The organism is Abyssisolibacter fermentans (genome assembly GCF_001559865.1).
Lineage (GTDB): Bacteria > Bacillota > Clostridia > Tissierellales > MCWD3 > Abyssisolibacter > Abyssisolibacter fermentans.
Genome location: NZ_LOHE01000058.1, coordinates 12,107 through 38,280 on the forward strand (window position 1 = coordinate 12,107; position 26,174 = coordinate 38,280).

At 29.5% G+C, this 26,174-nt stretch carries 19 protein-coding genes; 15 read left to right on the top strand and 4 right to left on the bottom strand.

Translation table 11 applies throughout. From position 1 onward, the window contains the following. Nucleotides 1-561 precede the first annotated feature (561 nt). Both AYC61_RS10135 and AYC61_RS10140 read left to right on the top strand, forming a co-directional pair. On the top strand, nt 562-2,835 hold the full coding sequence (locus tag AYC61_RS10135; protein ID WP_066501112.1) for a HelD family protein: 2,274 nt from the start codon (nt 562-564) through the stop codon (nt 2,833-2,835). Nucleotides 2,836-3,393: 558 nt separating this feature from the next. After that, a complete protein-coding gene (locus tag AYC61_RS10140; RefSeq protein ID WP_066501117.1) occupies nt 3,394-3,951 on the top strand; it encodes a hypothetical protein in 558 nt (185 codons plus the stop codon). A 94-nt stretch (nt 3,952-4,045) separates the two neighbouring features. On the opposite strand, the gene AYC61_RS10145 is transcribed toward AYC61_RS10140, so the two are convergent. Both AYC61_RS10145 and AYC61_RS10150 read right to left on the bottom strand, forming a co-directional pair. Next, complete coding sequence (locus AYC61_RS10145; protein ID WP_066501125.1) at nt 4,046-7,498, bottom strand: hypothetical protein; 3,453 nt, start codon at nt 7,496-7,498, stop codon at nt 4,046-4,048. Then, entirely contained in the window at nt 7,479-9,941 is a 2,463-nt protein-coding gene (locus tag AYC61_RS10150) for an efflux RND transporter permease subunit (protein ID WP_066501131.1), read from the bottom strand. Before AYC61_RS10150 ends, AYC61_RS10145 begins: the two co-directional genes overlap by 20 nt. 620 nt (nt 9,942-10,561) lie before the next feature. Between AYC61_RS10150 and AYC61_RS10155 the strand changes: the two genes are divergently transcribed. Continuing rightward, nucleotides 10,562-11,800, top strand: coding sequence for an MFS transporter (locus tag AYC61_RS10155; RefSeq protein WP_066501137.1), 1,239 nt, complete (start codon nt 10,562-10,564; stop codon nt 11,798-11,800). A gap of 472 nt (nt 11,801-12,272) precedes the next feature. On the opposite strand, the gene AYC61_RS10160 is transcribed toward AYC61_RS10155, so the two are convergent. Together AYC61_RS10160 and AYC61_RS20690 are read right to left on the bottom strand one after the other, a co-directional pair. Continuing rightward, nucleotides 12,273-12,533: a spore coat protein CotJB gene (locus AYC61_RS10160; RefSeq protein WP_066501143.1), complete on the bottom strand. Its 261-nt coding sequence runs from the start codon at nt 12,531-12,533 to the stop codon at nt 12,273-12,275. Nucleotides 12,534-12,577: 44 nt separating this feature from the next. Next, a complete protein-coding gene (locus AYC61_RS20690; RefSeq protein WP_082759901.1) occupies nt 12,578-12,727 on the bottom strand; it encodes a spore coat associated protein CotJA in 150 nt (49 codons plus the stop codon). Between the two features lie 148 nt (nt 12,728-12,875). Here AYC61_RS20690 and AYC61_RS10165 point away from each other — a divergent pair, with 148 nt between their 5' ends. The 12 genes from AYC61_RS10165 (at nt 12,876) to AYC61_RS10220 (ending at nt 26,160) form a co-directional block, all read left to right on the top strand. Continuing rightward, nucleotides 12,876-13,160, top strand: a complete 285-nt coding sequence (locus tag AYC61_RS10165) for an ArsR/SmtB family transcription factor (RefSeq protein ID WP_066501154.1) — start codon at nt 12,876-12,878, stop codon at nt 13,158-13,160. Nucleotides 13,161-13,330: 170 nt separating this feature from the next. Beyond that, the gene (locus AYC61_RS10170; protein ID WP_066501159.1) at nt 13,331-13,939 is read left to right on the top strand and encodes a DUF5317 family protein; all 609 of its coding nucleotides are present in this window, start codon (nt 13,331-13,333) and stop codon (nt 13,937-13,939) included. A gap of 635 nt (nt 13,940-14,574) precedes the next feature. Next, nucleotides 14,575-16,599 carry a BglG family transcription antiterminator gene (locus AYC61_RS10175; protein ID WP_066501166.1) on the top strand — a complete coding sequence of 675 codons (2,025 nt, stop codon included), beginning with the start codon at nt 14,575-14,577 and terminating at the stop codon, nt 16,597-16,599. Nucleotides 16,600-16,628: 29 nt separating this feature from the next. Next, nucleotides 16,629-16,919: a PTS sugar transporter subunit IIB gene (locus tag AYC61_RS10180; RefSeq protein ID WP_202906827.1), complete on the top strand. Its 291-nt coding sequence runs from the start codon at nt 16,629-16,631 to the stop codon at nt 16,917-16,919. An 85-nt stretch (nt 16,920-17,004) separates the two neighbouring features. Continuing rightward, complete coding sequence (locus AYC61_RS10185) at nt 17,005-17,295, top strand: PTS sugar transporter subunit IIB (protein ID WP_242866777.1); 291 nt, start codon at nt 17,005-17,007, stop codon at nt 17,293-17,295. A gap of 105 nt (nt 17,296-17,400) precedes the next feature. Continuing rightward, nucleotides 17,401-18,708, top strand: coding sequence for a PTS ascorbate transporter subunit IIC (locus AYC61_RS10190; protein WP_066501169.1), 1,308 nt, complete (start codon nt 17,401-17,403; stop codon nt 18,706-18,708). 146 nt (nt 18,709-18,854) lie between these two features. Beyond that, complete coding sequence (locus tag AYC61_RS10195; protein ID WP_066501171.1) at nt 18,855-19,694, top strand: sugar phosphate isomerase/epimerase family protein; 840 nt, start codon at nt 18,855-18,857, stop codon at nt 19,692-19,694. Between the two features lie 64 nt (nt 19,695-19,758). Then, nucleotides 19,759-20,391, top strand: a complete 633-nt coding sequence (gene dhaL, locus AYC61_RS10200) for a dihydroxyacetone kinase subunit DhaL (RefSeq protein WP_066501173.1) — start codon at nt 19,759-19,761, stop codon at nt 20,389-20,391. Between the two features lie 17 nt (nt 20,392-20,408). Next, nucleotides 20,409-21,401, top strand: a complete 993-nt coding sequence (locus tag AYC61_RS10205; protein ID WP_066501175.1) for a dihydroxyacetone kinase subunit DhaK — start codon at nt 20,409-20,411, stop codon at nt 21,399-21,401. Between the two features lie 74 nt (nt 21,402-21,475). Beyond that, nucleotides 21,476-22,321, top strand: a complete 846-nt coding sequence (locus AYC61_RS10210) for a class II fructose-bisphosphate aldolase (protein WP_066501177.1) — start codon at nt 21,476-21,478, stop codon at nt 22,319-22,321. A 322-nt stretch (nt 22,322-22,643) separates the two neighbouring features. Then, nucleotides 22,644-23,978: an L-fucose/L-arabinose isomerase family protein gene (locus AYC61_RS10215; protein ID WP_066501179.1), complete on the top strand. Its 1,335-nt coding sequence runs from the start codon at nt 22,644-22,646 to the stop codon at nt 23,976-23,978. A 16-nt stretch (nt 23,979-23,994) separates the two neighbouring features. Beyond that, nucleotides 23,995-26,160, top strand: coding sequence for a beta-galactosidase (locus AYC61_RS10220; protein ID WP_066501186.1), 2,166 nt, complete (start codon nt 23,995-23,997; stop codon nt 26,158-26,160). Nucleotides 26,161-26,174: the final 14 nt, after the last annotated feature.

Consider the following 26,174-nt stretch of genomic DNA (forward strand, 5'->3'; position numbering starts at 1 on the left):
AGAATGGTCTATAAATGAGTTAGAATGCTAGAGTTTGAAGTTTCTTCTACTTTGAAGAGAAGAAGAATTTATTAATTATATTGAAGATAATGAATTTGCTGTTTCAGATAATTACAAAGAAACTTGGGATTTTATCTAACACAAGCTTAAACAGTTTAATATACAATCATTTGATAAAACACCTAGTAAAAATCATTTACAACATGTATATATGACCAAATAAATAAAAGAATGTGTGACTTACGATGTAGCAAACTGAATTGAATTTAACTATAATACTCATTCCATTTGGAGTATTCCTACTATCAGGTTTGAAATGTTAACAGAGCAGGCTAAGCTGATACTTTTAAGAGATAGTTACAATTGTTCCTTTATATATATTATACCATAAAATGCATAAAAAATATAGACTTACATTTTATACTAATAAGTTATATACTAATATTTGTCTATTCTAGTGGAGGAAAATATAAAACTACAGTTATAAGTAAAGAACATAGGAGATTTCATTCATAACTTTCAGCTAAGCACGTTAAATGCAAATTTGAAGGAGGGGTTCAAATGGAGTTATCTAATAATGAATGGAAATTTGAAGAGGAAAGACTTGAGAGAATAAAGTGCATAATCAAAAACCAATTAATTGATTCAGAGAAGAGAAGAAAGAAAGCATTCAATCAAGGCTTGGAATTAGGACGCAATTTTTGGGATAATGAAGTAACAGTTCCGGAAAATTTAAAGGATTTAAATGCTATTGTAGATATAACACAGAACATTCAAATGGTGAAAAATGAAAAGCAAAAAGTTGAGATAGCAAGTAAGAATATTAGAAAATTAAAACTTCTTCAAAAAAACATTTATTTTGGAAGAATTGACTTTAAAGAATGTGGGATAGATGATATGGAATCTATCTATATAGGGGTAGGTACATTAATAGATGATATGGATATATTAATCTATGATTGGCGTTCTCCAATTTGCGGAATGTTCTATGAATATGAGCTAGGAAAGGCCGAGTATGAATGTGCAGACGGACTGATAAAAGGTGATATTAATCTAAAAAGACAGTACGATATAAGCAATGGAAAGATAAAGTATATGTTTAATACTGATATTAAGATAGCAGATGATGATATACTTATGGAATGTTTAAGTAATAATTGCGATGAGAATATGAGAACAATCATTAAATCAATTCAAAAGGAACAAAATAGGGTGATAAGAAATAAAAATGAGGATATTCTTATTGTACAGGGACCCGCAGGAAGTGGAAAAACTTCTATAGCTCTTCATAGAGCTGCTTATGTGCTGTATAAATATCATAACAGAGGACTTAAGTCTGATAATATAGTAATCTTTTCTCCTAATGATGTATTTAACGATTATATATCTGAAGTGATTCCAGAACTTGGAGAGGATAAAATATCTCAAAGAACCTTTATTGAGTATGCCATAGATTCATTAAGAACAGGATTAATGATAGAAGATGGGTATAATCAGATGGAAGAAATTCTTTCAGGAGGGGCAAGTGAAATTTATAAATATAAAAAAGAAAGTATTATGTTTAAAGGAACATTGAAATTCCAGAGAATAATCAGAAGATATATTATATCTCTCGAAGAGACTACTGAAGAATTTGAAGATATTAAATTCAATGAATGGATAATTATTACAGCAAAAGAACTGAATGATCTTTATCATAAGACATATGGAAAATGGCCTATTAAGCTTAGATATAAAGAGATTATAAAGGATATAGAATGTAGGTTAGAACAGAATAATATTAAAGAATTAAGGTATAAACAGATTGAAAAAGAATTAGAAGAGAACATTCAATACTATTACGAAGAGGATTTAATAAAAGATGTATTAAATAAAGAAATAATTAGTTTTAGAAATCATATTAAAAATCTATTATCAATTAATGAAATGCAAGTTTATAGAGAACTTGTAAGAGATAAAGAGTTGTTTAAGAAGTTAGCAAGTGGAATTGAACTTCCAGTTAATATTGAAGAGATATTAAGGAGTACTTTACAAAATCTCAATAATAACAAAATTATATTTGAAGATATAACACCTATGTTATATATAAAACATTTACTTGGTGATATAAGAAATATGGCACATATAAAGTATGTTATCATTGATGAAGCTCAGGATTATTCTCCTTTTCAATATAAGTTATTTAAAGAATTATTTCCTAAAGCAGGATTCACTATATTAGGGGATGTTAACCAATCTATTAATCCTTATGTCAACACAGTAAATTATAATATTATAGCAAATATTTTTCATACTAGAAATTGTAAAATAATAGAATTACACAAGAGTTATCGTTCTACAATAGAAATATCAGACTTCACAAAAGCAATAATTAATAATAAAAAGATTCTTAATGTTTTGAGACATGGGGAAAAACCAAGATTAATAGACGCAATTGATTATAAGGACAGAATCATGAAAATTAAAATCGAGATTGAATCTATGTTGGAAAGTGGATTATGTTCCATAGCAGTAATATGCAAAACAGCTTCAACTGCTTTTAGGGCATACAATGATTTTATAGAAATAGATAATCAGAATGTAAACCTAATTAGAAAAGAGGATGAGAATTTTAAGAGTGGAATTAATATTGTCCCTTCATATCTTGCTAAAGGACTTGAATTTGACGGAGTAATAATCTTTGATGGGGATAAAAATGTCTATGATAGAGAAGAGGAAAAATTGTTGTTTTACACAGTTTGCACAAGGGCATTACATAGGTTAAGTATTTATTATAAAGGAAAACCTAATAAATTTATTGAGCATATTGATGAGGAGTTATTTGTAAAAGGATAGATCATATAAAGTAGTAGTATTTTTTATGATGTACCATTCATCAATGATCAAGCTGAAAGAGACTTGATTATTGATGAATGTATCTAAAAAATATTTGGAACTTATTGAAATGAGTTAACTAGGTAATCCATGAGAATCATGGGTTACATTTCAACATTGAAAAATGTACAGAAGATGCTAATGTATCAAATATCTATTTTTAGTTCAAATAAATTTAATCCTACGTTACCACAAAACTGACACTTTAATGTATAGGTAAAAATCTATCTTTTTTTATGTTTCATTAAAATAATAAAACAGTTATAAAATTTAGTAATAGTACTATAATTAAAAAATTTTATTTTATCTACTTTTGAATATATTAAATTAAATAATCTAAAATTTTATATATAATAATACATATCAAAGAAGAAGGATAGTAAGAAAATAATAATGAATTGTATAATTAAGAGCATTTGATATATATCAATAACTAATCAGGATGCAGTACATAAGAGAATATTATGAGTAGCAATTGATGAATTTAGCTTAAAATTTATTATAAGGAGATATTTAATAATGAAAAAAATTAAGATAGTAATGTTAATAATTATTATTGCTATTGTTGTCTTTTATGGAGTAACAAGTTACGATTTACAACGAAATTACACCCATCAAGAAGCCAGTAAATATGTTTTTAGTAAAGAGATAGACGCAATATCTTTTATAATAAACGAAATAGAAGATATTCAAAATTTTAATGGACAAGGATTAAATGTAGGAAGTGTATCATTATATGATAATTGTAAAGGTGATAAAGATGATGTTGTTAATGTAATATGCTTAACAGAACTATTAAAAAGTGTTGAATATCTTAATGAATCTCATAATGTAATGATAGACAAATCATTGAATAGTAAACTTTATTATATTAAAAATCATTATGATTATAAAAATGGAACAGAAAATTCAGACATAACTACCTTATTTATAGTTTATGATGTGATAAACAATATTATATATGTTCCTAAAGCATATAGAAGAAATGAACCTTATAAAGTTCCAAAAGACTATATAGCATATGAAGGTAATGATAAAACATTAGCATTAATCGAAGAAGTATTAAATTTAAGATAACGGCCGCATAACAAAAGCCAACCAATTGTTAATTTAAACAATTAGTTGGCTTGTCCTATTCAAATCATTATGTTTTACAAATCCAAACATTATCCTATGTTGTTGCCTTAACTTTTTTTGTATTACGACTTTTTTTCTTGTATATTACTAAAACAATAATTACTATTAACACTAGAGCTAGAACATAAAAGACAATATTACTCTTCTTCTCTACAACTGCTATACTAAAGTTTGTTAGATCTGATTCAAATAATAAATAGCTTCCATCTACCGTTGTTTTTATTTCTTGCCACTCACTATCATCTATTCTTTGGTACAGTACAACATTTTTTGAGTCAGGTTTTAAAAACCTAAAAGTTAAAGGCTTATTAGATGCTGTATTTAGCTGTACTGACCATTCTTCAGTCACAGGATAATTTTTAATCATTGTATCTGAAGAATAAATTTCATTTATCTTTAATGTATCATCAGGGTCAAAGGCTCCTTCTACTAATAACTTGGAATGAGATTTATCATCTGATGCTAGTACTTGAATCATTGGTGTATAAATTGCTTCAAGCTTTTTCGAGAATACTAGATTATTATAATTATATTTAGGCCAACTACCATAGTATCCTTCTTTTTTAGGGATATCTGGTATCTCTTCTAAACTGAGTGAATCTCCATATTTAAATGGTATTGTCTTTATAATATCGTCATTAACAACAAAAGTTAATTGAAATGATTTAAATGCTTCTGGCAAACCTTCATTTAAAATAAAACTATCATAAGCTTGAGGTGTAGCTTTACCGCTATAACTAATTCCATCTACACCTTCCCATTTACATTTAACAAAGGAATTGTTCTCAAATTTACCAGTAATGTCACCTGCAATTGCACCGGTATATTCGTTGGATTTATTTATTTGAACCAATGAAAGAGAGTCATAGATATCAGTGGCATACCCAGCTATTCCACCAACATAATTTTTACCAGAAAGTTCACTCAAAGAATAACATTTTCTAATTACACTGCTTGATGAGCCAACTATTCCTCCAGTGTAATTTCCATCTAAATTCTCTATAGAACCATAATTTTCACTTGTGGTTATTAAACCTAAATCCATCTTTCCTGTAATACCACCAGCACAATCTTTCTTTGCTTGAATAATTCCATTATTAACTGATGACATCAAAAATGATATTGTTTGATATTTAAAGTTAAATGAATGATTTCCCTTGTTTATTATATCGTCTTCTGGATCAAAATCATATTCTATAGCCATTGAACCTGCAATACCACCTACATTTACATCACCTAAAATAGTACCTTCATTGTAGCAGTCTCTGATTAGACCTTTTTCAATAGCTGGTTCTTCTTGTAGATTTTGATCTGAGATATCTTCAAATAAATCTTCATTATCAAAAGATATTGAATTTAATCCATCTCTAATAATATCCGCAATAACTTCAAATTGTTTGTTAATTGCTCTTAGATTATTGTGAAAAGATTCTGATGTATCTTTTGCTTCTGTATTAAGTAATGCTAATTCATTAGAGATATTATTCATTTCATCAAATAAAGAATCACTACTTTCAGTTATATAATCACTTAATTTAGGTAGCTGTAATTTTTCATATGCATTGATTTCTTTAAATATTGATTTTAATTCTTCTAAACCATTTGAGCATTCATCTGATGCATTTGAAAAATGCCCCATACCTTTTGAAAAATATTTCATAGCAGCTTTTGTAGCTGATGATACTGAATCAAGATCATCTAAAGAATCTTGTATATGTGCAAAAGCATTGTTTGTGTGTTTTGTAAAATCCTCCAAATCCTGCATAGCAAGATCCATCCAGGCTAAGGCTTCTTTTATTAAAGCTTGATCATCTTTAAACTCTTTTGAAAGCACAGATAATGCATGTCTTATTTTAGGCATAGCTTCATTAATATGCTTTGACATAGTTTCAAGTTCATCACGTAATTCTCCAATGATAACATCCCAATCTTCGCCTATAGGGTCATCTATTTTTTCTAGTGCTTCTGCAAGTTTATCAAGTGCCCTAATGCCTGCTTCCATAGCTAGCTGAAGGTCTAACAATGCACTATCTAGTTCCTTCAGTGCTTCATCAACTTCTTCAGAATTCTCAGCAGCCTTTTCAACAAGTTTCATAGCTTTTGACATTTTATCAAAAGCTAGACTGGCATCTCTTGATGCTTTATCAAAATCTTCAAAGGCATCATTTAAATCTTCAATACTATCATTTAGGTATGATGAAGCTTTTTCTAATTTATAAAAGCCTGTCTCTAATTTATCAAAACTATTTGTAAGTTCATCAGATGCTTTTTTAAAGTTTTCAATCACAGGTTCTAATCGAGTCATAACATGACGTATTCTATCAGCAGTAGTATTGATTATAGTTGTTGACTCATCAATGTAATCAGTTGTGTTATTAATCAGATTTTGCATTTTATTAGAGGCAGAAGTTGTAATTGTATTTAAACTTTCTAATCTAGAAATAATTACACTTGAGGATTTATCTCCTTCATTAATAGCTTTATCTATTAATTTATTTAAATCAATAAGTTCTTCATCAATACGTTGTAATGTATCCTCTGAAAACAAGAGACGAATGAATGGTTCAGCTTGTCCAACAACGCCACCAACATCTTTTCTTCCATTTACAAGTCCAAAGTTTTTGCAATTTGAAATATAACCTGATTGTCTGCCAGCAATACCTCCAATATTATATCCAACATGCTGGTAACCGATGTTTCCGTGATTTTCACTTAATTCTACAATACCTTGATTGTATCCTACAATTCCGCCGATATCTATTTGAGCATCTAAGTTTTCTGTTGAATTTATGTTATTAATATTAAGATTTTTTAAATTGTAAGATGACATATCTTTATTAGGGATAGCATCATTTGTTGTGTTGACATTACTGTCATTAGTGCAAGATTTTACATATCCTACATTTAAACCAACAATTCCACCTGTATGATGTTCACCGATTACTAAACCCATTGATTGACAGTTTTCTATAATTCCTGTTTTTTCATTATAGCCAACTATTGCACCAATACTTGTGTCTCCAAGTACTTCTCCTTTAAAAGAGCAACTAGTAATTAGTCCTTTATTGTTACTAACAATTCCACCTACTTCTTCTTTTGAACCAATAGGTTTTATAGTGCCTTTTACATGAAGATTTTTGATAACGCCATCTTCTTGTAAATATCGGAACAAGCCTTGATTAGAACCAATACTGTTAGAATTAAAATTACTTATAGTATAGTAATTTCCATCAAAAATACCAGAAAATATAGGTATTGTTTGAAAATCAGTATCAGATAAATCTATGTTAGCAGCTAATTTCACTATTTTATTTTGAGAATAGGTATCTAAAGTACAGTTCTCAGAAAGCCTAATTAAGTCTTCTGCTGTGTATATATATATGACATCAGAAGTTGTTTCTATATTTTCATTATAAGCTATGGATTGAGATGATAAAATGAATATTGTCAGTAATATGCATAGATATCTATTTAATTTTCTCATCATTTTCATCCTCCTTCGCTGATAATGCTTTATTCTTATCTGATATACTTCCAACTTCAACAAGTCCCTTGACTTCACCTCTTATGGTACCTTTTATTTCTCCATCAACATAACCTGAAATGTAGCCTTGTAACCGACCATTCATCCTTAAACTGCCTCTATGTGTTGATATAAGTCCTCTTCGCTTCAAGACAAATGCAGTTTTTTCAATTATTTTATCACCAAACAGTAGAGTTTGAGGAAGAACACCCATAACTAAAATCAGAGAAATAATTGTACCTCTTCCTAAACAGGTACCAATAGAAGCAATAGCATAGTCTGATGTAATTCTACCAATTAATATACCAGCTGATGCCAAAATAGTACCTGAAGTAATAATTGTTGGAAAAGCTTGATTTAAAGATTCTATCATAGCTTCATTTATAGGCATACATTTTTTTAGCTCCATATAACGGCTGGTTATTACAATAGCATAATCTATAGTTGCACCCATTTGAATAGATGTTACAACCAAATAACTCATGAAGAAAATATTAATATTCTGAATAACTGGAAACGAAAAGTTAATCCAAATACTACCTTGTATGGTTAAAACCAATAGCACCGGAAGACCTGATGATTTAAATGTAAATAACAAAATAATCATTACAAATAATCCAGATAAAACACTAATGATAATATTATCTTTTGCGAAAAAGATTCCTAAATCATTATCACTGGTAGTAGCTCCAGCAAAATAAATATTGTCATAGTATTGATACGCTATGTCATGGATTTTATCCAGCCAATTGAAAGCTATTTCACCTTCTTCAGGCATGTTTAAATTAAGTAATAATCTAGAATAATTATCACTTTCTAATTGAGCCTTTCCTTCACTTAATTTTTCATATAAATCAGTTATTTCAGTTTCTAACTCATCACTCAATGTAAAATACCCTGCTTCTTTTTGGTCATACAAGAAGATGAAAATATCGATTAATGGTACAGCATATTCATCTAGACCATTAACTAATTTACTATATGCGCCTTGTTCAATTGCATAAGCTCTGTAAAGTAAATTAGATACTTCAATGTCTATGTCAGTTAATTCAGCAAATTGTCTTGGATTTAATTTGTCTGTAACATAGTATCTGTCATCTACTTTTGAGTTTGCAAGTCCAGTGGTTGTTTCTGTAATTTCTAATTCTTCAAATGCTCGTAATAACTTTCCTTCTAGTTCATAATTACCAGCTGGTACAATAACAGCAAGTAAATTATTACTGCCAAAAGTTTCATCTATTTTTTTCTTAGCAATTTGAGATTCATTTTGCTTTACTGTCGTTAGTGTGCTATAGCCATAAACATAATTTGTTTTATTTGACAAGTAAAACGCTCCTATAACTAAGATAATAAATAATGGTGGAATAATATATTTTGTTTTTACTACAAAATTACCCCATTTTGTTATCTTAGGTACAAAGTTTTTATGTACAGTTTTATCCATTGCATTACTAAATACCATCAAAAGCCCTGGCATTAAAGTAAAAACAACTAATAAACTAAATAATAAAGCCTTAATCAAAACTAGCCCCATATCAAAACCTAGTCTATATTGCATAAACATCAATGCCATTAAACCAGATATAGTTGTCAAGCTACTTGATGAAATTTCTGGAATAGCTTTACTCAAGGCTTTAATTGCTGCTTCTCTTGCTGGTAGATTTTCTCTTTCTTCAGTAAATCTATGACACAGAATAATTGCATAGTCAATCGCTAATGCTAACTGTAAAACAACAGCAATTGAGTTTGATATAAAAGAAATTTCTCCATAGAAGAAATGAGTTCCCATATTTAAAATAGCTGCTACACCAAAAGTAAGAACCAAAACAGGTATTTCCATATAAGTTTTAGATGTAAAAAATAAAACACCTAGTATTATAAATACTGCAACTATTAATACCACTTTTATTTCAGCCTCTAATGAAGCAACAGAATCTTCCGTAATGGTACTAGATACGTAATGATCATAATCTTCTATATAGGCAAGAACTTCCTTCATAGCATTTTGAGTTATTTCATCTTTATCTTCACCTTCAAATGTAATTAAAAAAAGTGCTGAAGCTAATTTGAAGTGATCTTCACTTTCATCAAACTTAATTTCTGAAACACCCTCTATAGCCTCTAAATCTTCTTTTATACTTAACGCGTGTTCATAAGTAATGTTTGATATCATAATCTTTGCGCTTCCATAAGTTGTAAATTCTTCTTCCATAATGATAAGTCCCTGTCTTGTTTCAGTAGTTTCTGGCAAATATGATGTAATATCGTCATTGATATTTACCCATGACCTTGAAAAAAGACAAAAGATAACTAATATTGTGTAAATCAGAAAAAAGGCATTTCTTTTATCAACAATCTGAGTCGAAATTTTTACTATCAATGGTGCTTTGTTTTCATTATTGTCCATAGTCAACCCTCACTAATTAAAATATAAACTTAATATAAAAAAGTATAAAACAATTTCTATGACTTTACAATAGCTGCTTCTTAATATATAGACCCAAATAAATAGCTGTCAAACTGATATAAAATTACAATTAATTCTTTTATTAAATTGGACAGATTGTTAATACTAAACAAAGATGATAAATTTCAGTATACCACATATTGTGAAAAAATAGTAGTTGTAGTAAATGATTTTGACATAAATATAACAAATAGGAAATGACAAATATATTTACTAAATTTTAAATTTTGGTAAATTAACACCATGTGGAAGTGAAGTAAGTGAGATGAGAAGTAATTGCTTTAACAATAATATTTAAAATACCGATAACTATATTAAGGAGAATTTTATAATAATTTAATAGTACCAACCTAACCATAAATAGCCTTTACCTAAAATGTTTGAGAGAGATATATATTTAGATTATTTTATTGTTTTATTCTAAATGAAAAATGGTATAATTATGCTTACATGATGGTATATAAATAAAAATCAAGGAAGCTAAAAAATAAAATCACAGTAAACTGATTTATAACTTTATAGTTCATAATAATTATAAACTATGAAAGGTGGGCTATATAATGAAAAGTAAATTACTTATTAACAAGAATTTTGCACTTATTTGGTTTGGAAAACTGGTATCAAAGACGGGCGATAAATTTCATAGTATTGCATTAGCATGGTGGATTTTACAAAAAAGCGAATCTCCCCTTATAATGGGGATTGTGCTCATTGCTTCTGCTTTACCAGGATTTTTGTTTGGTCCTATCGCTGGTGTATACGTTGATATAAAGAATCGAAAAAACATTATAGTGCTAACAGATACGTTAAGGGGGGCATTGATACTAATACTTGCATATCTGGAATTCTTTGATTCACTTCAATTATGGCATATAGTGAGTATATCTATAGCTATATCTTTGTTGTCTTCATTTTTTGACCCTGCCATAAATGCAATGGTACCTGAATTTGTAGATGAAGAACAGTTGCCTAAAGCAAATGCTTTAAATCAAATGATTAATGGCATAAGCACTATTATTGGTCCAATAATTGGGGCTAGTGTTGTTGGTTATATTGGATTTTTTGGTGCGTTTTTGATAAATGGAGTATCATTTATTTTATCTGCTTTCTTTGAACTATTCATTTCAGGTAAAGCTCCTATAAAGAATCAACAAGAAGAAATTGTTAAATCTATGACAAGCATTAGCATAGGGATAAAAGAAGGTTTTGAATTTTTGTTAGAGAGGAAGAAGATTCTGATTATTATTTTTGTAATTGCTGTTGTTCACTTTGCAGTAGGAAGTTTTGTTGTTATTATGCCATTTCTTGCTGAGTCTATATCAAATGGGAGTGTATATAACTTAGGTTATTTAGAAGGTTCTCTGGGTTTTGGAATGATAATAGGGTCAATAGTTTTGAATATTAAACATATTAAGAACAAAAAAGACCAATTATTGTTTATTGTTGTTGCTTTTTTAGGAGTACTATATTTTAGTATTGGGGGGCTTAAATTACTTGATATTAATACGTTGGTATTCTATTTAATTGTAATAAGCCTGATGGGAATAGCTATTGCAAATGCTTCAACATTTTGGCAGCTTCTACTTCAAACAAATACCCCTAAAGAAATGTCGGGAAGAGTGTTTAGTCTTGCTTCTATGATGGGTAATATTTCAATGCCAATTGCTTATGGTATTATTGGTATTGTTTTGGAGTGGATAGATTTTTCTACTTTTTTAATCATACTTGGAGGTAGTTTTACTTTGTTTGGTATTATACTAATGGTGTTTTATAAAAAAATGTCAATTGAAAGAGTATAGAAAATTACACTTGACTTCCAATTTAAAATTACATGTAAATTTAGCTATAATATTTTTGAAAATATAGACCACTCTGCTAAGCACAGAGTGGTTTATATTAATTATAAGAAAGAAACTTAGATGGATTATTAATTAGTAGTGAGAACATAATAACCTTAACTTACACTCTTTTAGATAGCATTATCAATCTTTTGCTTCAAAAAATTAGTCACTACCTAAAAAAATGATTTGTTCAACCCTATGGTGATATCACATTAACACCACATAGAATCTTAGCTCGACTAGATATGATAGGTATTACCAACCATAAATAATCTTTCCTCCAACCGTATATTAACTCTTTAGAATCAATATACAATCTTTGGCTGACATATACATATCTCAATGAGAAACATATATACATCTTGGCTCGATTATTATGTTCCCACTACTTATATTATGAGCGTTTTTATTAAAAATTATGCTTTGAATTTTAGCAGCTTTTAAAATTAATATTCCATGGCCAAGGAGCTTCAATATATTGCCAAGGACACATACTCATATCTTCATTTGATAAAGGTCCGTATTTACATACATAATCATTTCTTACCTGCATTCTTTTTTGAGCAAGTGTATTATGAAGTTTAATTGCTGTTTCATCATTTGGATGAGTGTCTAAAAACAAATTGATTTCTAACAAACTAAAATCAACTTCCATCAAAATTTTTAAATCTCTTTTTTGTAAATGTTCCATTTTCATCATCCTTTTATATGTTTTATATAAATAACTATTAATACCTATTTTAATTTATAAGGCATATATAACTCTGGAAAGAGAGTACCCTTGCATAGTGCTTGCTTAGGAGAATATATTTTATCTAATTTTTGAAATGGAACATATGCACGTGCAAGCTTATACTCGTAAGGCTTAAAGTCATAATTATCCAATATGGTTCCTCCTTTTATAAAAGATTTACTTATATTATTTTACGTTTAAATATAAATATTTGTGAACAGAACATATAGTTGATGGTTGACAAAATCTTATTTACATCATAATATTTTAATATAAAGATATTGTAAGGAGATAAAAAGTATGAAGGATAAAGATATAGATATTAATCTTATGGAAAAGAAAGCAGATATTTTGAAGGCTATAGGACATCCTATAAGGCTATGCATAATTAAAGGATTAGTTGAAAATGAAGGGTGCAATGTATCTTATATGCAAAATTGTTTAAATGCACCTCAATCAACTGTATCTCAGCATATATCTAAGCTTAAAGCAGCAGGGATTATAAAAGGAAAGAGAAATGGTGTAGAGATAAATTATTACGTTGTAAATGAAGAAGTAAAGAAAATTATAGAAATTATGTTCTAAAATTCAGACAAATTATAACAATTTCTGAGTGCAAGTCTAAAAAAAGGGTTACAATATATTATGGCGAATGTAATATGTATAAAGTTCTGTCATAATATATTTATTTTTTGCAGGGCGTATTAATTATTATCATTTTATTATTTAAACTAACAAAAGGAGCGAAATAAATAATGATTGCTGAATCAGTTATAATTTCATTAGTAGCAGGTAAACTTAGAAAGGGTAAAATATTTAAAATATTTGACAGTAAAATTAAAGGATGGTATTTGTTTATTATTGCAGTGATTTTAGAATTTAGCTCTATGTATATTTATAATGAGAATATATATGATTTAGGAGCTTATATAAATGATTATTTCATGTTTATTCAAGGTGCTGTATACATGTTGGTTTTGGTAGGACTAATTTTGAATTTTAGGTATAAATCCTTGATTATAGTATTTTTAGGCACAGTATTAAATTTATTAGTTATGTTAATAAATGGTGGAAAAATACCAGTATCAATAGAAGCGTTAAAATATGCAAACTTAGCGGGTAAAATTAAACTATTACAAGGTGGAAAAATTTTAACGCAAACAATTTCATCAGAAATAACAAAGCTAGCATTTTTAGGTGATATTATACCAATACCTTATCCTAATGTGATGGCTAAGGTTATAAGTATTGGTGATATTATTATAGCTATTGGTATTTTTGTATTAATACAAAAAATCATGGTAAATAAAAATGCTTTTGGTAATAATTGCAATATGATAGAATTTGATTATTTAATCAAATAAAAAGTAGACTATAAAAAGCTCGTTATTCCTTTAAAAAGGAGTTAACGAGCTTTCATTTTGATTATAAAACTGATTTAATTAAGTACTAACTCAAATTATTTCAAATTAAATATTACGATAAAAATATAGGTACTATGTAGAGTAAAGTTCAAAGCCTTCTTTATAAATTTTTATAGAAGACTTTGTTTTTTTATATAAAAGAAAACGAATCTATGTTTTTGATGAGCCATTTATTCCTAGGAAAAAACTGAGTAAGAGTTTATTGAAATTAAATATAAGGTTAAAATAAATAATCTGGGATAATATTTATTAAAGAGAAGAAAATAGTAATTAGTGCTTATAGGAAATAATAAACATATTAAGCTCCTGAATAGATATAAGTTCCGTTATGTCTTAAGCAAATGTTATGCTTTGTATATAGCTAAAACAAGGGAATAAAGAACATATTGCAAGTATGGATGAAAAGGAATGCACTTGTATAAAGTACCTAACAGTTGGTAAACTTTATTTAAGGAAAAAACGTTATCACATTAAAATGATAACTTATAACTAATTATTTCTATAGTTCTCTGGCTATTAAAAAACGAACATTTATCTGACAGCTTAATAATCAAATTTAAAAATGAGGTAGTGCTATGTATTATTTAAAAAAGAGACAGATTGAAATAATTGAATATTTACTTCACAAAAAAGAATATGTTTCTGTTGGTGAAATTGCAGAAGATTTTAATGTAAGTTCAAGAACGATACACTATGATTTAGAAATCATAGCAGATTGGCTTAAGGAAAATAAAGTAGTTCTAGAAAAAACACCAAGTAAAGGCGTCATGATAAAGAGTGTAAAAGATAGAAACATGTTAATTGAAGAGTTAAAATTTTTATCAGTAGAAAATAGAGTATTATCTGATAAAGAAAGAATTAGATATATTGTTCTAGCATTTTTTAATCAACAAAATCCACTTAATATAGATACATTAAAAAATGAGCTTATGGTTAGTAGAAATACAGTAATTAAAGCATTAAAAGATGTCAAAATTTATTTAGAAGAATATAATCTGATTTTAGAAAAAATATCTGGTAAGGGTTTGAAGATTGTAGGTAAAGAAAAAGATATTCGTGACATGATGGTTGATATCTTTGCAGAAACCTTAAGTATAAAAAGTCTTATCTTGTATATTGAAAATGAAAACTTTAATGAAAATTTCAAAAAGATATTTGGTAATTACAACAAGGTTTTTGAGATTAAAGATTTAAATAAAGTGTTTAAAATATTAAGTGATGTACAGGATAAATATCATCTTAACTTAACTGATGCTATGTTTTTAAAAATGGCTTTATATTTAATAGTGTCAGTTAAAAGAATAGCACTTGGTGACACCTATGATAAGTTTCCTTATAGAGTAACAGAGGAGCAAAATTATGAAGTTGCTCAATATATAGCGGATAGTATTTTGATATATTATGAAACACAAATGTCAAAAAATGAGGTTGTAGGTATCATAGGTCAATTGTCAGAATTAAAGTCATATAACTATTTGAAAGATTTAGAAGATATGAATGTAAGTCTTAAAGTAGATAATGAAACTATTATATATACAAGACATATAATTAAATATTTTGAAACTGAAATGGATATCAAGCTTACGCAGGACAATATACTTTACAACGGTTTAGCACTGCACATCCAAAAATTAATAAAGCGAATCAAACGTAATAAACAGTTGAAAGAAGGGTATACAAAAGATGTAAAAGAAAAATTCCCTTTTGAATTTCAGATTGCTAAGGAAAGCGTTGCTTTGATGGAAGAAAATTTTGGTTGTGAAATTATAGAAGATGAAATAAGTTTTATAGTGTTTTATATAAGAGCAACTTATGAAAGATTATATACCAAAGAATATTCAGCAAGAGCACTTTTGATTTGTACAGAAGGGGTTGGAGTTTTAAGCTATATAACAGTGAGGCTCAAGAAAGAGTTCCCTGAGTTAGATTTTATAGGGACTTGTTCAATATACGATTATCAAAGATATAAGTCACAAGTAGATTTTGTTATAGCTACAGAAGTATATCAATTATCAGATATTGACGTTGTGCATATCACTCCATTTTTAAAATTAGGAGAACTTGTTGAAATTAGAAAAGTGCTCAGAAGATTAAATAAATTTAAGCAAATATCAAAATATAGTCATTCAAAACGGTTAGGTGAGGAGAAGGTTATTATGTTAAAAGATTTGATAGATGAAAGCAGTGTTAAGCTGCAGGTAGAAGCTAAAGATTGGAAAGATTCAATTACTAAGGCAGGTTCAATATTGTTAGATAAAGGATGTATAAAGCAGGAATATATAGATAATATGATAGATGCAGTTGACAATTTAGGACCATATATAGTTATAATGCCGGGCATTGCTTTTGCACATGCAAGACCTGATACGAGTGTTAAAAAAACGTGTATGAGTATTATTACATTAAAAGAACCTGTAGAATTTGGAAGTGAGTTAAATGATCCAGTAAGTATTGTATTTGCTTTTGGAGCAGAATCTGGGGGAGCTCATATGGAAGCATTACAGGACATAGCAAAATTCTTATCAGTAGATGAAAATATTGAATTTTGTAAGACTTGTAAAGACAAAGAAGTATTTTTAAATAAATTATTAATGTATTAGATTTAATAAAAACATTAGAGGTGATTAGAATGAAAAAAATCAAAGTTTTGGCTGTTTGTGGATTTGGAGTAGGAACTAGCTTGTTACTAAAAATGAACATCGAAGCTGTGCTTAAGAAGAATAATATACAAGGGGCAGTTGAAAATGTTGATGTTACAACAGCAGCATCTATAAATACAGATATTATATTTACATCAAAAGAACTATATAATCAATTAAAAAATAACGTAAAAGTTCCATTAGTACAAATTGATAATTTTATGGATAAAAATGAAATAGAGACTAAAGGATTACCTGTAATTAATGAATTGATAGTTTAAAATTACTTAATTATAAATATGGGTATTCTAAAAGGCAAAGACTAGTAAAAAAAGATACAAAATATTAGAAGAAAGGAGGACGATTATGAGTAAAATTAAGGTTTTAGCTGTTTGTGGATTTGGAGTAGGAACAAGCCTTTTGTTAAAGATGAATATTGATTCTGTTCTTAAAAAAAATGGTATACAAGCTACAGTTGAAAATACAGATGTTACAACAGCAGCATCTATAAGTACAGATATTATATTTACTTCAAAAGAGTTATATACACAATTAAAAGGCAAAGTAAAAGCACCTTTGATAGAAATAGAAAATTTTATGGACAAGAATGAAATTGAAGCTAAAGGAATGCCAATTATAAAGGACATTATAAAATAAAGAACATTATTAATACAATTTCCAAAATGTAAAACTAAATAAAAATAGTTATTATATTTATAAATATAAGTTTAATTATAAGCAATTATATTAGGAGGGGTAAATGTGGATTTTATTAATTATTTGACAAGTAATATATTTAAACAACCGCCGATATTTTTGGGATTAGTAGCACTTATTGGTTTATTAGTACAGAGAAAAAGCTTTAGTGACATAATTAATGGAACATTCAAAACAATTATTGGTGTTATTGTTTTATTTAAAGGTGTTAATATAATAGCAGCTTCTATAAGTCCATTAGCAGGAGCGTTTTCAGGTTTATATAATATCCCTGAAGCAAATCAATTTGACCCTGCTGCATGGTTAAATATATTAGGTGATTATGGTTCTACTATTGGACTAGTTATAGTTTTAGCTTTTGCAATTAATTTGCTTGTAGCTAGAATATCACCTATTAAAAACATATTCTTAACTGGACATATTTTCTTCTGGATGTCATATATATTTGTTTGTGTTGGTGTAGAAGTAGGTTTAACAGGAGCAAAATTAGTAGCATTTGCGACAGCGTTTTTATCAATATATATAATATTTGTGCCAGCTATGCTAAGACCTTTTGTTAAGCAAGTTACAGGTAGCGATGACTTTACTATAGGTCACTCTTGTTCACTATTTTGTGTAATTGGTGCATATATAGGTAAAATCTTTGGAAACAAAGAAAAATCTGCTGAAGATTTAAAAATACCTACTCAACTTGAATTCTTTAGAAATACAACTATAGCAACTTCATTATTTATGTTTGCTACTTATATAGTGGTAGGATTAGTTATTGGATCTGAAGCAAGAGTTGCTGCATTTGGAGGTTCAATAGGAAGTATAGCTACTATAGGTGGTATGCAGTACGATTTATTTTCATTTAGTTTAATGGCAGGATTAACATTTGGAGCAGGTATGACAGTATTATTAGCAGGTGTTCGTTTAATGCTAGGTGAAATCGTACCAGCATTTAAAGGTATATCAGATAAAATCATACCAAATGCAATACCAGCACTTGATTGCCCAATGGTATTTCCATTTGCACCAAATTCATTATTATTAGGATTCTTAATCAGTATGGTAACAAGTACCTTAGCAATAATTATATTAGCTTCTACAGGTATGTTAACTTATGCAGTTATTCCATTAACGGTTGCGTGCTTCTTTGATATAGCACCAGGAGCAATATTTGCAAATGCTACAGGTGGACGTAGAGGAGTTATTATTTCAAGTATTGTTGGTGGAGTATTAATAGTAGTACTTGCTGCAGGATCTATGGCAGTATTAAAAGGAACGGGAGCAGGATTCGTTCAAGCATTTGGTGGAAATGACTTCTCACTATGGGCAATGATTGGATCAGTATTTGGTAAGATATTTTAATGAAATAATTATAGCATTCAATTAAAACAAAAAGTCATCTAGCACACATTAAAAAATGTGTGCTAGTTTATAGGTAAGTTTATGATGATTGTTAATCAATAAGTAAGATTTTGATTAAATTTTAAAATAAAAGAGAAGGTGTTTTTATGAAATTCGGTATACATCTATCAGCATTTACAAAAAGATGGGACGAAGATTTAATTCAGTATATAAAACCTGTAAAAGAAATGGGATTTGATGGGATAGAGTATCCGTTAATGGATCCTGACAGTATTGATACAAGTAAAATCAAGAAAGCATTAAAAGAAAATGATTTATTATGTACTTGTGGAACAGGACTTAACAAGGATAGAAATATCGGTTCTAAAGACAAAGATATTATGAATGCAGGGATATTACATTTGAAAAAGTGTATAAACATATGCAGTGAACTTGAAAGTGATTGTCTTGGGGGTGTATTGTACGCTCCTTGGGGTGAAATAACAATGAGAAAGAATGCGGGTGACAACATCAAAAGAAGTTTAGAAAATCTATTAATAATAGGTGAGTATGCAAAAAAGAAAGGTGTTGTTTTAGCTTTAGAAGCAATAAACAGATATGAAAGTTATTTTTTAAATAATATGAGTGAAGGTAAAAGCTATTTAAGAAAGATAAATCATCCTAATATAAAACTTCATTTTGATACATTTCATGCAAATATAGAAGAAATAAATATGAAAGACGCTATTTTAACAGCAGATAACGATTTGTATCATGTGCATATATGTGAAAATGACAGAGGTATTCCGGGAACAGGGCAGATAAACTGGAATGAAGTGAAAGAAGGACTAGAAAGTATAAACTACAATCGCTGGATTACAATTGAAAACTTTGTATTAGCTGATTGCGAAGTAGGAAAAGACTTATACATTTGGAGTAATAAAGCTGAAAATACAATGGTTGCTGCTGAGGAAGGTATTAAATTTATGAAGGGGTTGTTTAAATAACAACCCTTATAAGGAAATAGATATTAGGCAAACATTTAAATATAAATTTGAGAAGGTGAATAAAATGTTGACAGGAAATCAATCAAAAGAATTATTACTAAAAATTGCAGATTTATTTATAGAGAAAAGAGATGAGTTAGCACGTTTAGATGCAGTAATAGGTGATGGAGATCATGGTATTTCTATGGCAAGAGGAGCAAGAGCTGCTAAAGAAAGAATAAGTGCATTAGAAGAAGGTACTTGTAGAGATTATTTTAAATGCTATGGTAGAGCATTAGTTTCTACAATAGGAGGAGCAATGGGTCCGTTGTTTGGAAGTATATTTTTAGAAATATCAAAAGTAGCTAAAGATAACGAACTTGATACTTTAGAGCTTATGGCAAAAGGTCTAAGAAATGCAGAATTAAAGATTATGGATTTAGGTGGAGCAAAGCTAGGAGATAAAACAATGTTAGAATCACTTGATCCTGCTGTAAAAGCCCTAGAAAAAGCATTTGAGGATAAAGAATCATTAACATCAGCTTTTCAAAAAGCATGTGAAGCTGCTAAAAATGGAGTAGAGGCTACTAAAGATTTAATTTCTAAAAGAGGTAGATCGAAATTCTTACAAGAAAAATCAAGAGGTCATCAAGATGCAGGAGCTACATCAGTTTATTATTTAATATGTGAAATGGCCTGTTATTTTGAAACTTTATAAATAAGGAGTGACTTTAAATGAAGAAAATTATTAATGATGCAGATTATATAGTAGAAGATATGATAGATGGATTTGTAAAAGCATATAGTCACAAGATAGAAAAATTAGAACACGAAAATGTTATTGTAAGGAAAAATAGAAAAAAGGATAAAGTTGGAGTTGTAATAGGTAACGGTTCAGGACATGAACCTGCATGTATTGGATTTGTTGGAGAAAACATGTTGGATGCAAATGGGTATGGTGGTATATTTGCAGCTCCAGGACCTGATACTACTTATGCAGCTATAGAGGCAGCAGACACTGGAAAAGGGGTTTGTGTTTTAATATCTAATCATGCAGGAGATGTTATAAATTCAAAAATGGCAATAGATATGGCACAAGATGATGATTTCAACTGCAAAGGTGTTATTTTGTATGATGATATTGCATCAGCTCCAAAAGAGAAGCAAGAAGAAAGAAGAGGAACAGCTGGAACGCTATTTAATTACAAAATCACAGGAACATATGCAGAACAAGGACATGATTTAGATGAAGTAGTTAAAATGGCTGAAAAGGTTAGAGATAGAACTAGAACTCTTTCACTAGCTACACTTCCAGGAACTTCTCCTGTTACAGGTTTTCCAATGTTTGAAATAGAGGACGACATGATTGAAATAGGTATGGGAGTTCATGGAGAAGCTGCTGCAAGTACTATGAAAATAGATACGGCAAAAGCAATAGCAAAGAAAATGTGCGAGCAATTGATAGCTGATAAGCCTTTTGTAGAAGGTGATGAAGTAGCTGTTTTAGTAAATGGCTGTGGTCAAACAACTTATATGGAGTTGTTGATATTTTACAAAGAAGTTGAAGGTATATTAGCTGAGAAAGGTATCAAGAGCTTTAGACCAGCTATAGGAAATTTTATAACTACTCAAGAAATGGGAGGAATTGCACTTTCATTTTGTCAATTAGATGAGGAAATGAAGGAACTTTGGGCTAAAGAAACAGATGCAATAGGATTTAATATATAAATTTTAAGAGGGGTGTAACAACACCCCTACTGTAATAGATTATAGAATAATCTTTAAATTAAGGAGATTAAAAAATGAATATAGTAACTATGAAAGTATTACTTGAGAGAGCAGAAAAAAATGGTATAGCTATACCTGCGATAAACGTAAGTAACATGGAAACTATAAAGGCAGTTTGTGAAAGTACTGAAAAATATAAAACAGGGATTATAATGCAAATTTCACCAATACAGTTTGAAATGCAAAAAATAAATTACTATGAATTTGTAGAAATGGTTAAGCTTTTATGTAAAAACTTTGATATAGATATTGCAATACATTTAGATCATGCAACAGAGGTAAAGCAATGCTGTGATGCTATAGATGCCGGATTTACATCTGTTATGTATGATGGCTCAGCACAAAGTTATGAGACAAACATAGAAAACTCCAGAAGAGTAGTTTTATATGCTAAGGATAAAGGGGTAACAGTAGAAGCTGAGCTTGGTAAGGTCGGCGGTACAGAAGGAGAAGCATCAGATAATAATGATGACGTTTTGACAGATCCTAATTTGGCAAAAGAGTTTGTTAACAGAACAGGAGTTGACTGTTTAGCTGTAGCTATTGGAAATGCTCATGGATTTTATAAGAAAGAACCTAAGCTAGATTTTGATAGACTAGATAAAATATATGAAGAGACAAAGATACCGTTAGTTTTACACGGAGGAACAGGTATAACAGATGAAGCATTAAAAATAGCAATAAAAAAAGGTATCAAGAAAATTAATTTTTTCACTGAAATAGATAGAGAGTTTGTACTAGGCTTTATCAAAGCTCATGAGGAAAATCCATCAATATATATGATGAAGGCTCAAGAAGATGCTAGGCAGATGATGATGAAGAAAATAGATGAGAAGATGAAGGTATGTGTTTTTAACTGATGAGTTTTTAGGTTATTGCAAAACTATTATTTTAAATAGTTTGGAAATGTATATTATTTAACTCATAAGTTTTAGGTAGTTGCAAAACTAAAACATAAAAAATGTGGATAACTTTTTATGTTTTAGCTCATAAGTTTTTGGTGAGGGGAACCATCTCATAATCTTTGACGGTTCCGACAAGAGCCCGTTTCTTATGATTTATGTAAGAGCGATGAAGAAACGAACTCTTGAAGTTACGCTTTCAAAGAAACATGAGAAGGTTCCCTAGCAACTATATTGGTAATTTTATCACAGTTAAATATGTTTGATAGAGGAGGTAAGTATGAAAGTAGGATTGATTTCATTAGGTTTTCCTAATTTTAGATATGATATAGCCCAAGAATATTTAGAAAAATCGGTTAAACATCTTGAGAGGATGGACTATGAATTAGTTTACCATGACAAGGTTTTAATTGAGGATAAAGGGTTAGATGGAATTTTAGAAAACATGAGAGTACAGGGAATAGAAATGCTTATTGTACAATGCGGAACATATTCTCATGGAAGTATGATGATGAAGATTACAGAGTGGTTAAAAGATATGCCGCTTTTAATATGGGGTTTTAGAGAACCTATGATAGATGGATTTAGAGGATTGCCACTAAATTCTCTATGCGGACTTAATATGTATGCAAGTTTTTTGAAAAAGGTAGATAAGAAGTTTTCATATGTCTATGGAGCTATAGATGAAAAAGCAGTATATGAAAAAGTAGAAAAAATGATTAGAGTAATAGATGTTAAAGTAAAATTAAAAGCCTCAAAGTTCTGTATAATTGGCAGCAGAGTACCGGGCTTTTATTTATCAAATGTTGATGAATTGAGATTTAGACATCAAATTGGACCTGAGCTACTATATTACAGTATAGCATCACTTTTAAGAGATGCTCAAAATATAGATACTGATAGGGTTAAACGAGAAGTAGATACTATGAAAAATGAAGTGGCTAAGGTAACAACAACTGATGAAATGTTAGAAAAGAGTGCAAGAGTATATTTAGCTATAGAGGATTTCAAAGAATCAAATAATATAGATGCTTTTACAATAAAATGTTGGCCAGAATTCCAAGAACTCTACGGCTTGGGAGTATGCGGTGTAGTATCAAGACTTAATAACAAAGGTATTACAACATCTTGTGAAGGTGATGTGAGCGGACTTGTTACAATGTATATTCAGTATTTACTAAGCAAACAGCCTTGTTTCTTTGCAGATTTTGTTAACATAAATGAAAAAGGAATTGCAAAAATGTGGCATTGTGGACCCGCACCGCTTTGTCTTGCTAATAATCCAGATAAAACTGAATATCGTGAGCATCCAACTATTAAAAACGGTATAGGAATGGCAGTGGAATTTGAATTAAAGAAAGATTATGTAACAATGATGAAGATAAAAGAAGGTAAGAACAAATATGAATTATTTATGGCGAAAGGCATGGCTGTAGATGAAGATCGTGATTTAGTTGCAAATCAATTAGATGTAAAATTTGATAAACCAATAGATGAAGTAGTAGATATTATAATGAATAACGGAGTAGAGCACCATTACGTTCTAGCTTATAAGGATTTGGAAAAAGACTTATTGGAGTTATGTAAGTGGATGGATATACAAATATTGAAGTAGTTGAAAGGAGAAGCATATGTTAGATAAACGAATCATTTATTCCGCAGGATATTATCCACTAATGCAAGAGAGAAAAGACTGGGAGCAGGATATATTAAGAATGAAAGCAGCAGGAATACAGCTTATCAGAACTGCTGAGTTATTTAATACATGGGATCAAATAGAACCTGAAAAGGGCAAATTTAGGTTTGAATTTCTTGATGATTTCTTTGATTTATGTCAAAAGCACGGCATGAAAATACTTCTCGGAACAGGTACAGCAGCACCACCTTATTGGATACATGAAAAGTATCCTGATGTAAATATATTAAACAATCACGGACAGCAATATCCAAACAATGTTTCATATACTTGGGCATGTATTAATCACGTAGGTTATTTAAATGAGTCAGAAAGATATATTAAGACACTTGTTAACCGTTACAAAGATCACGAGGCACTTGGTGCGTATCAAATACACAATGAATTCGGATTTCCTTTTATGCCTCTTAGAGAAGGAGACATAGATATATACTGCTATTGTGATCACTGTAAAGCAAAATTTAAAAAATGGTTAAAGAATAAATATAAGACTTTAGATGATGTGAATTATGCATATAGATGGGGAGCAACTAACACACATTACACTGATTGGTCACAAATTGAGCCACCAATGACTAAGCCTACAAGTTGGTCAAGTGTTACAAGATGGTTAGATTGGCGTTTATACTGGATGGATAACTTTGTAGAGTTCATATCATGGCAAAATAAACTGATAAAAACTCTTGATGCTGAGCATGTAACTTCAACAAACACATTCTTCTTAAAAAGCCAAGATCCATTGGGAGTATTAACAGGTGTAGATCAATTTGAGGTTGCAAAGGTTGTAGATCAAGTAGGGTATGATTTATATCCAGGCAGTGGTAATAAGCTAGAATCTAAGCCTGAATTTTCATCTATGTTCTTAGATATGGCTGAGAGTACAGTGAAGCCTCTAAATAAAAAATATTGGCTGCTTGAAACAGAGAGTGGACCTATCAATGGCTGGGTATTAGGACCACATAGAAATGTCAATGGACAAGATTTAAAGAGAAATATATTTGAAGCGGTAGGTCATAATTCTAAGCTGACACTTTATCAAGGATGGAGAGAGTGGGATTTTCAACCTCTTCATTGGGGAGCTATTGTTGACTTAGATGGACAGCCAACAAATAGAACAAAATCAGCTGAGGAAATAGGAGCTATTTTAAAAGAAAATGGAGAATCACTATATAACGCTTCTAAACCAAAAGGTAAAGTAGCACTTCTTATATCTAAAGAAAATGCTATCGTGCTAAATGGTATGGGACAGGAAGCATTCTTAATTAAGGCTATGCGAGGAGCATATAGAGTATTCTGGGAAAAAGGATATGATATTGACTTTATAACTCCGGACATACTTGAGAATGGTGATTATATAAGTGAATACAGCATAATCTATATGCCGTTTTTAGCAATGGTAACACAGGAAATGGCTCAAAGCTTAAACAAATATGTTGAAGCTGGAGGAACTTTAATAGGTGCAGCTAGACTAGGTATGCTAGGTAAATATGGATGGTACAATCACAAAATGCCTTGTTTTGATTTGATGAATACTTTTGGTGTAGAAGTGACAGAAGTAGTTTCTAATACAAACCCAAATATAACTTATAACCATAAAAGCTACACAGGACATTGGCATAAAGAGAGCTTAGAATTAAAAAAGGATGATGTAAATGTACTTGCACGGTTTAACAATGATACACCAGCAGTTACTTTAAATAATCATGGAAAAGGTAGGGCAATATATATTGCTACACATCCAGAAGTTGCATATTTAGAAGATAATTCATATCTTCTTTGGGATTTGATAGATAGTTTAAATATTAAACCACAGTTAAAGCTAGATTACAGCAATAGAAAAGATAAAGAGGTTGATGCACATTATCTAGAAGGTGAAAATGAAGATTGGATTATCATAACTAACTATGTAAATCAAAAACATTCAGGGTTCTTTAATAACGATAAAAAGAAAGTAAGAATAGATTTAGAAGCTACAAAAACATATAAAGAATTATTTGATGTAACTGAAGATAAACCAGTTGAATTTAAAATAGAAGGAAATAGAGTTTGTATTGAACTAGAGATTATTAAAAATGAAGTGAAGCTTATTAAACTAAAATAAATAGGTGGTGTGAA

Excerpts from the sequence above, each read along its gene's own strand:
- AYC61_RS10135 (WP_066501112.1), top strand. The coding sequence starts at position 562 with ATGGAGTTATCTAATAATGAATGGAAATTTGAAGAGGAAAGACTTGAG.
- AYC61_RS10140 (WP_066501117.1), top strand. The coding sequence starts at position 3,394 with ATGAAAAAAATTAAGATAGTAATGTTAATAATTATTATTGCTATTGTT.
- AYC61_RS10145 (WP_066501125.1), bottom strand. The coding sequence starts at position 7,498 with ATGATGAGAAAATTAAATAGATATCTATGCATATTACTGACAATATTC.
- AYC61_RS10150 (WP_066501131.1), bottom strand. The coding sequence starts at position 9,941 with ATGGACAATAATGAAAACAAAGCACCATTGATAGTAAAAATTTCGACT.
- AYC61_RS10155 (WP_066501137.1), top strand. The coding sequence starts at position 10,562 with ATGAAAAGTAAATTACTTATTAACAAGAATTTTGCACTTATTTGGTTT.
- AYC61_RS10160 (WP_066501143.1), bottom strand. The coding sequence starts at position 12,533 with ATGGAACATTTACAAAAAAGAGATTTAAAAATTTTGATGGAAGTTGAT.
- AYC61_RS10165 (WP_066501154.1), top strand. The coding sequence starts at position 12,876 with ATGAAGGATAAAGATATAGATATTAATCTTATGGAAAAGAAAGCAGAT.
- AYC61_RS10170 (WP_066501159.1), top strand. The coding sequence starts at position 13,331 with ATGATTGCTGAATCAGTTATAATTTCATTAGTAGCAGGTAAACTTAGA.
- AYC61_RS10175 (WP_066501166.1), top strand. The coding sequence starts at position 14,575 with ATGTATTATTTAAAAAAGAGACAGATTGAAATAATTGAATATTTACTT.
- AYC61_RS10180 (WP_202906827.1), top strand. The coding sequence starts at position 16,629 with ATGAAAAAAATCAAAGTTTTGGCTGTTTGTGGATTTGGAGTAGGAACT.
- AYC61_RS10185 (WP_242866777.1), top strand. The coding sequence starts at position 17,005 with ATGAGTAAAATTAAGGTTTTAGCTGTTTGTGGATTTGGAGTAGGAACA.
- AYC61_RS10195 (WP_066501171.1), top strand. The coding sequence starts at position 18,855 with ATGAAATTCGGTATACATCTATCAGCATTTACAAAAAGATGGGACGAA.
- dhaL (WP_066501173.1), top strand. The coding sequence starts at position 19,759 with ATGTTGACAGGAAATCAATCAAAAGAATTATTACTAAAAATTGCAGAT.
- AYC61_RS10205 (WP_066501175.1), top strand. The coding sequence starts at position 20,409 with ATGAAGAAAATTATTAATGATGCAGATTATATAGTAGAAGATATGATA.
- AYC61_RS10210 (WP_066501177.1), top strand. The coding sequence starts at position 21,476 with ATGAATATAGTAACTATGAAAGTATTACTTGAGAGAGCAGAAAAAAAT.
- AYC61_RS10215 (WP_066501179.1), top strand. The coding sequence starts at position 22,644 with ATGAAAGTAGGATTGATTTCATTAGGTTTTCCTAATTTTAGATATGAT.
- AYC61_RS10220 (WP_066501186.1), top strand. The coding sequence starts at position 23,995 with ATGTTAGATAAACGAATCATTTATTCCGCAGGATATTATCCACTAATG.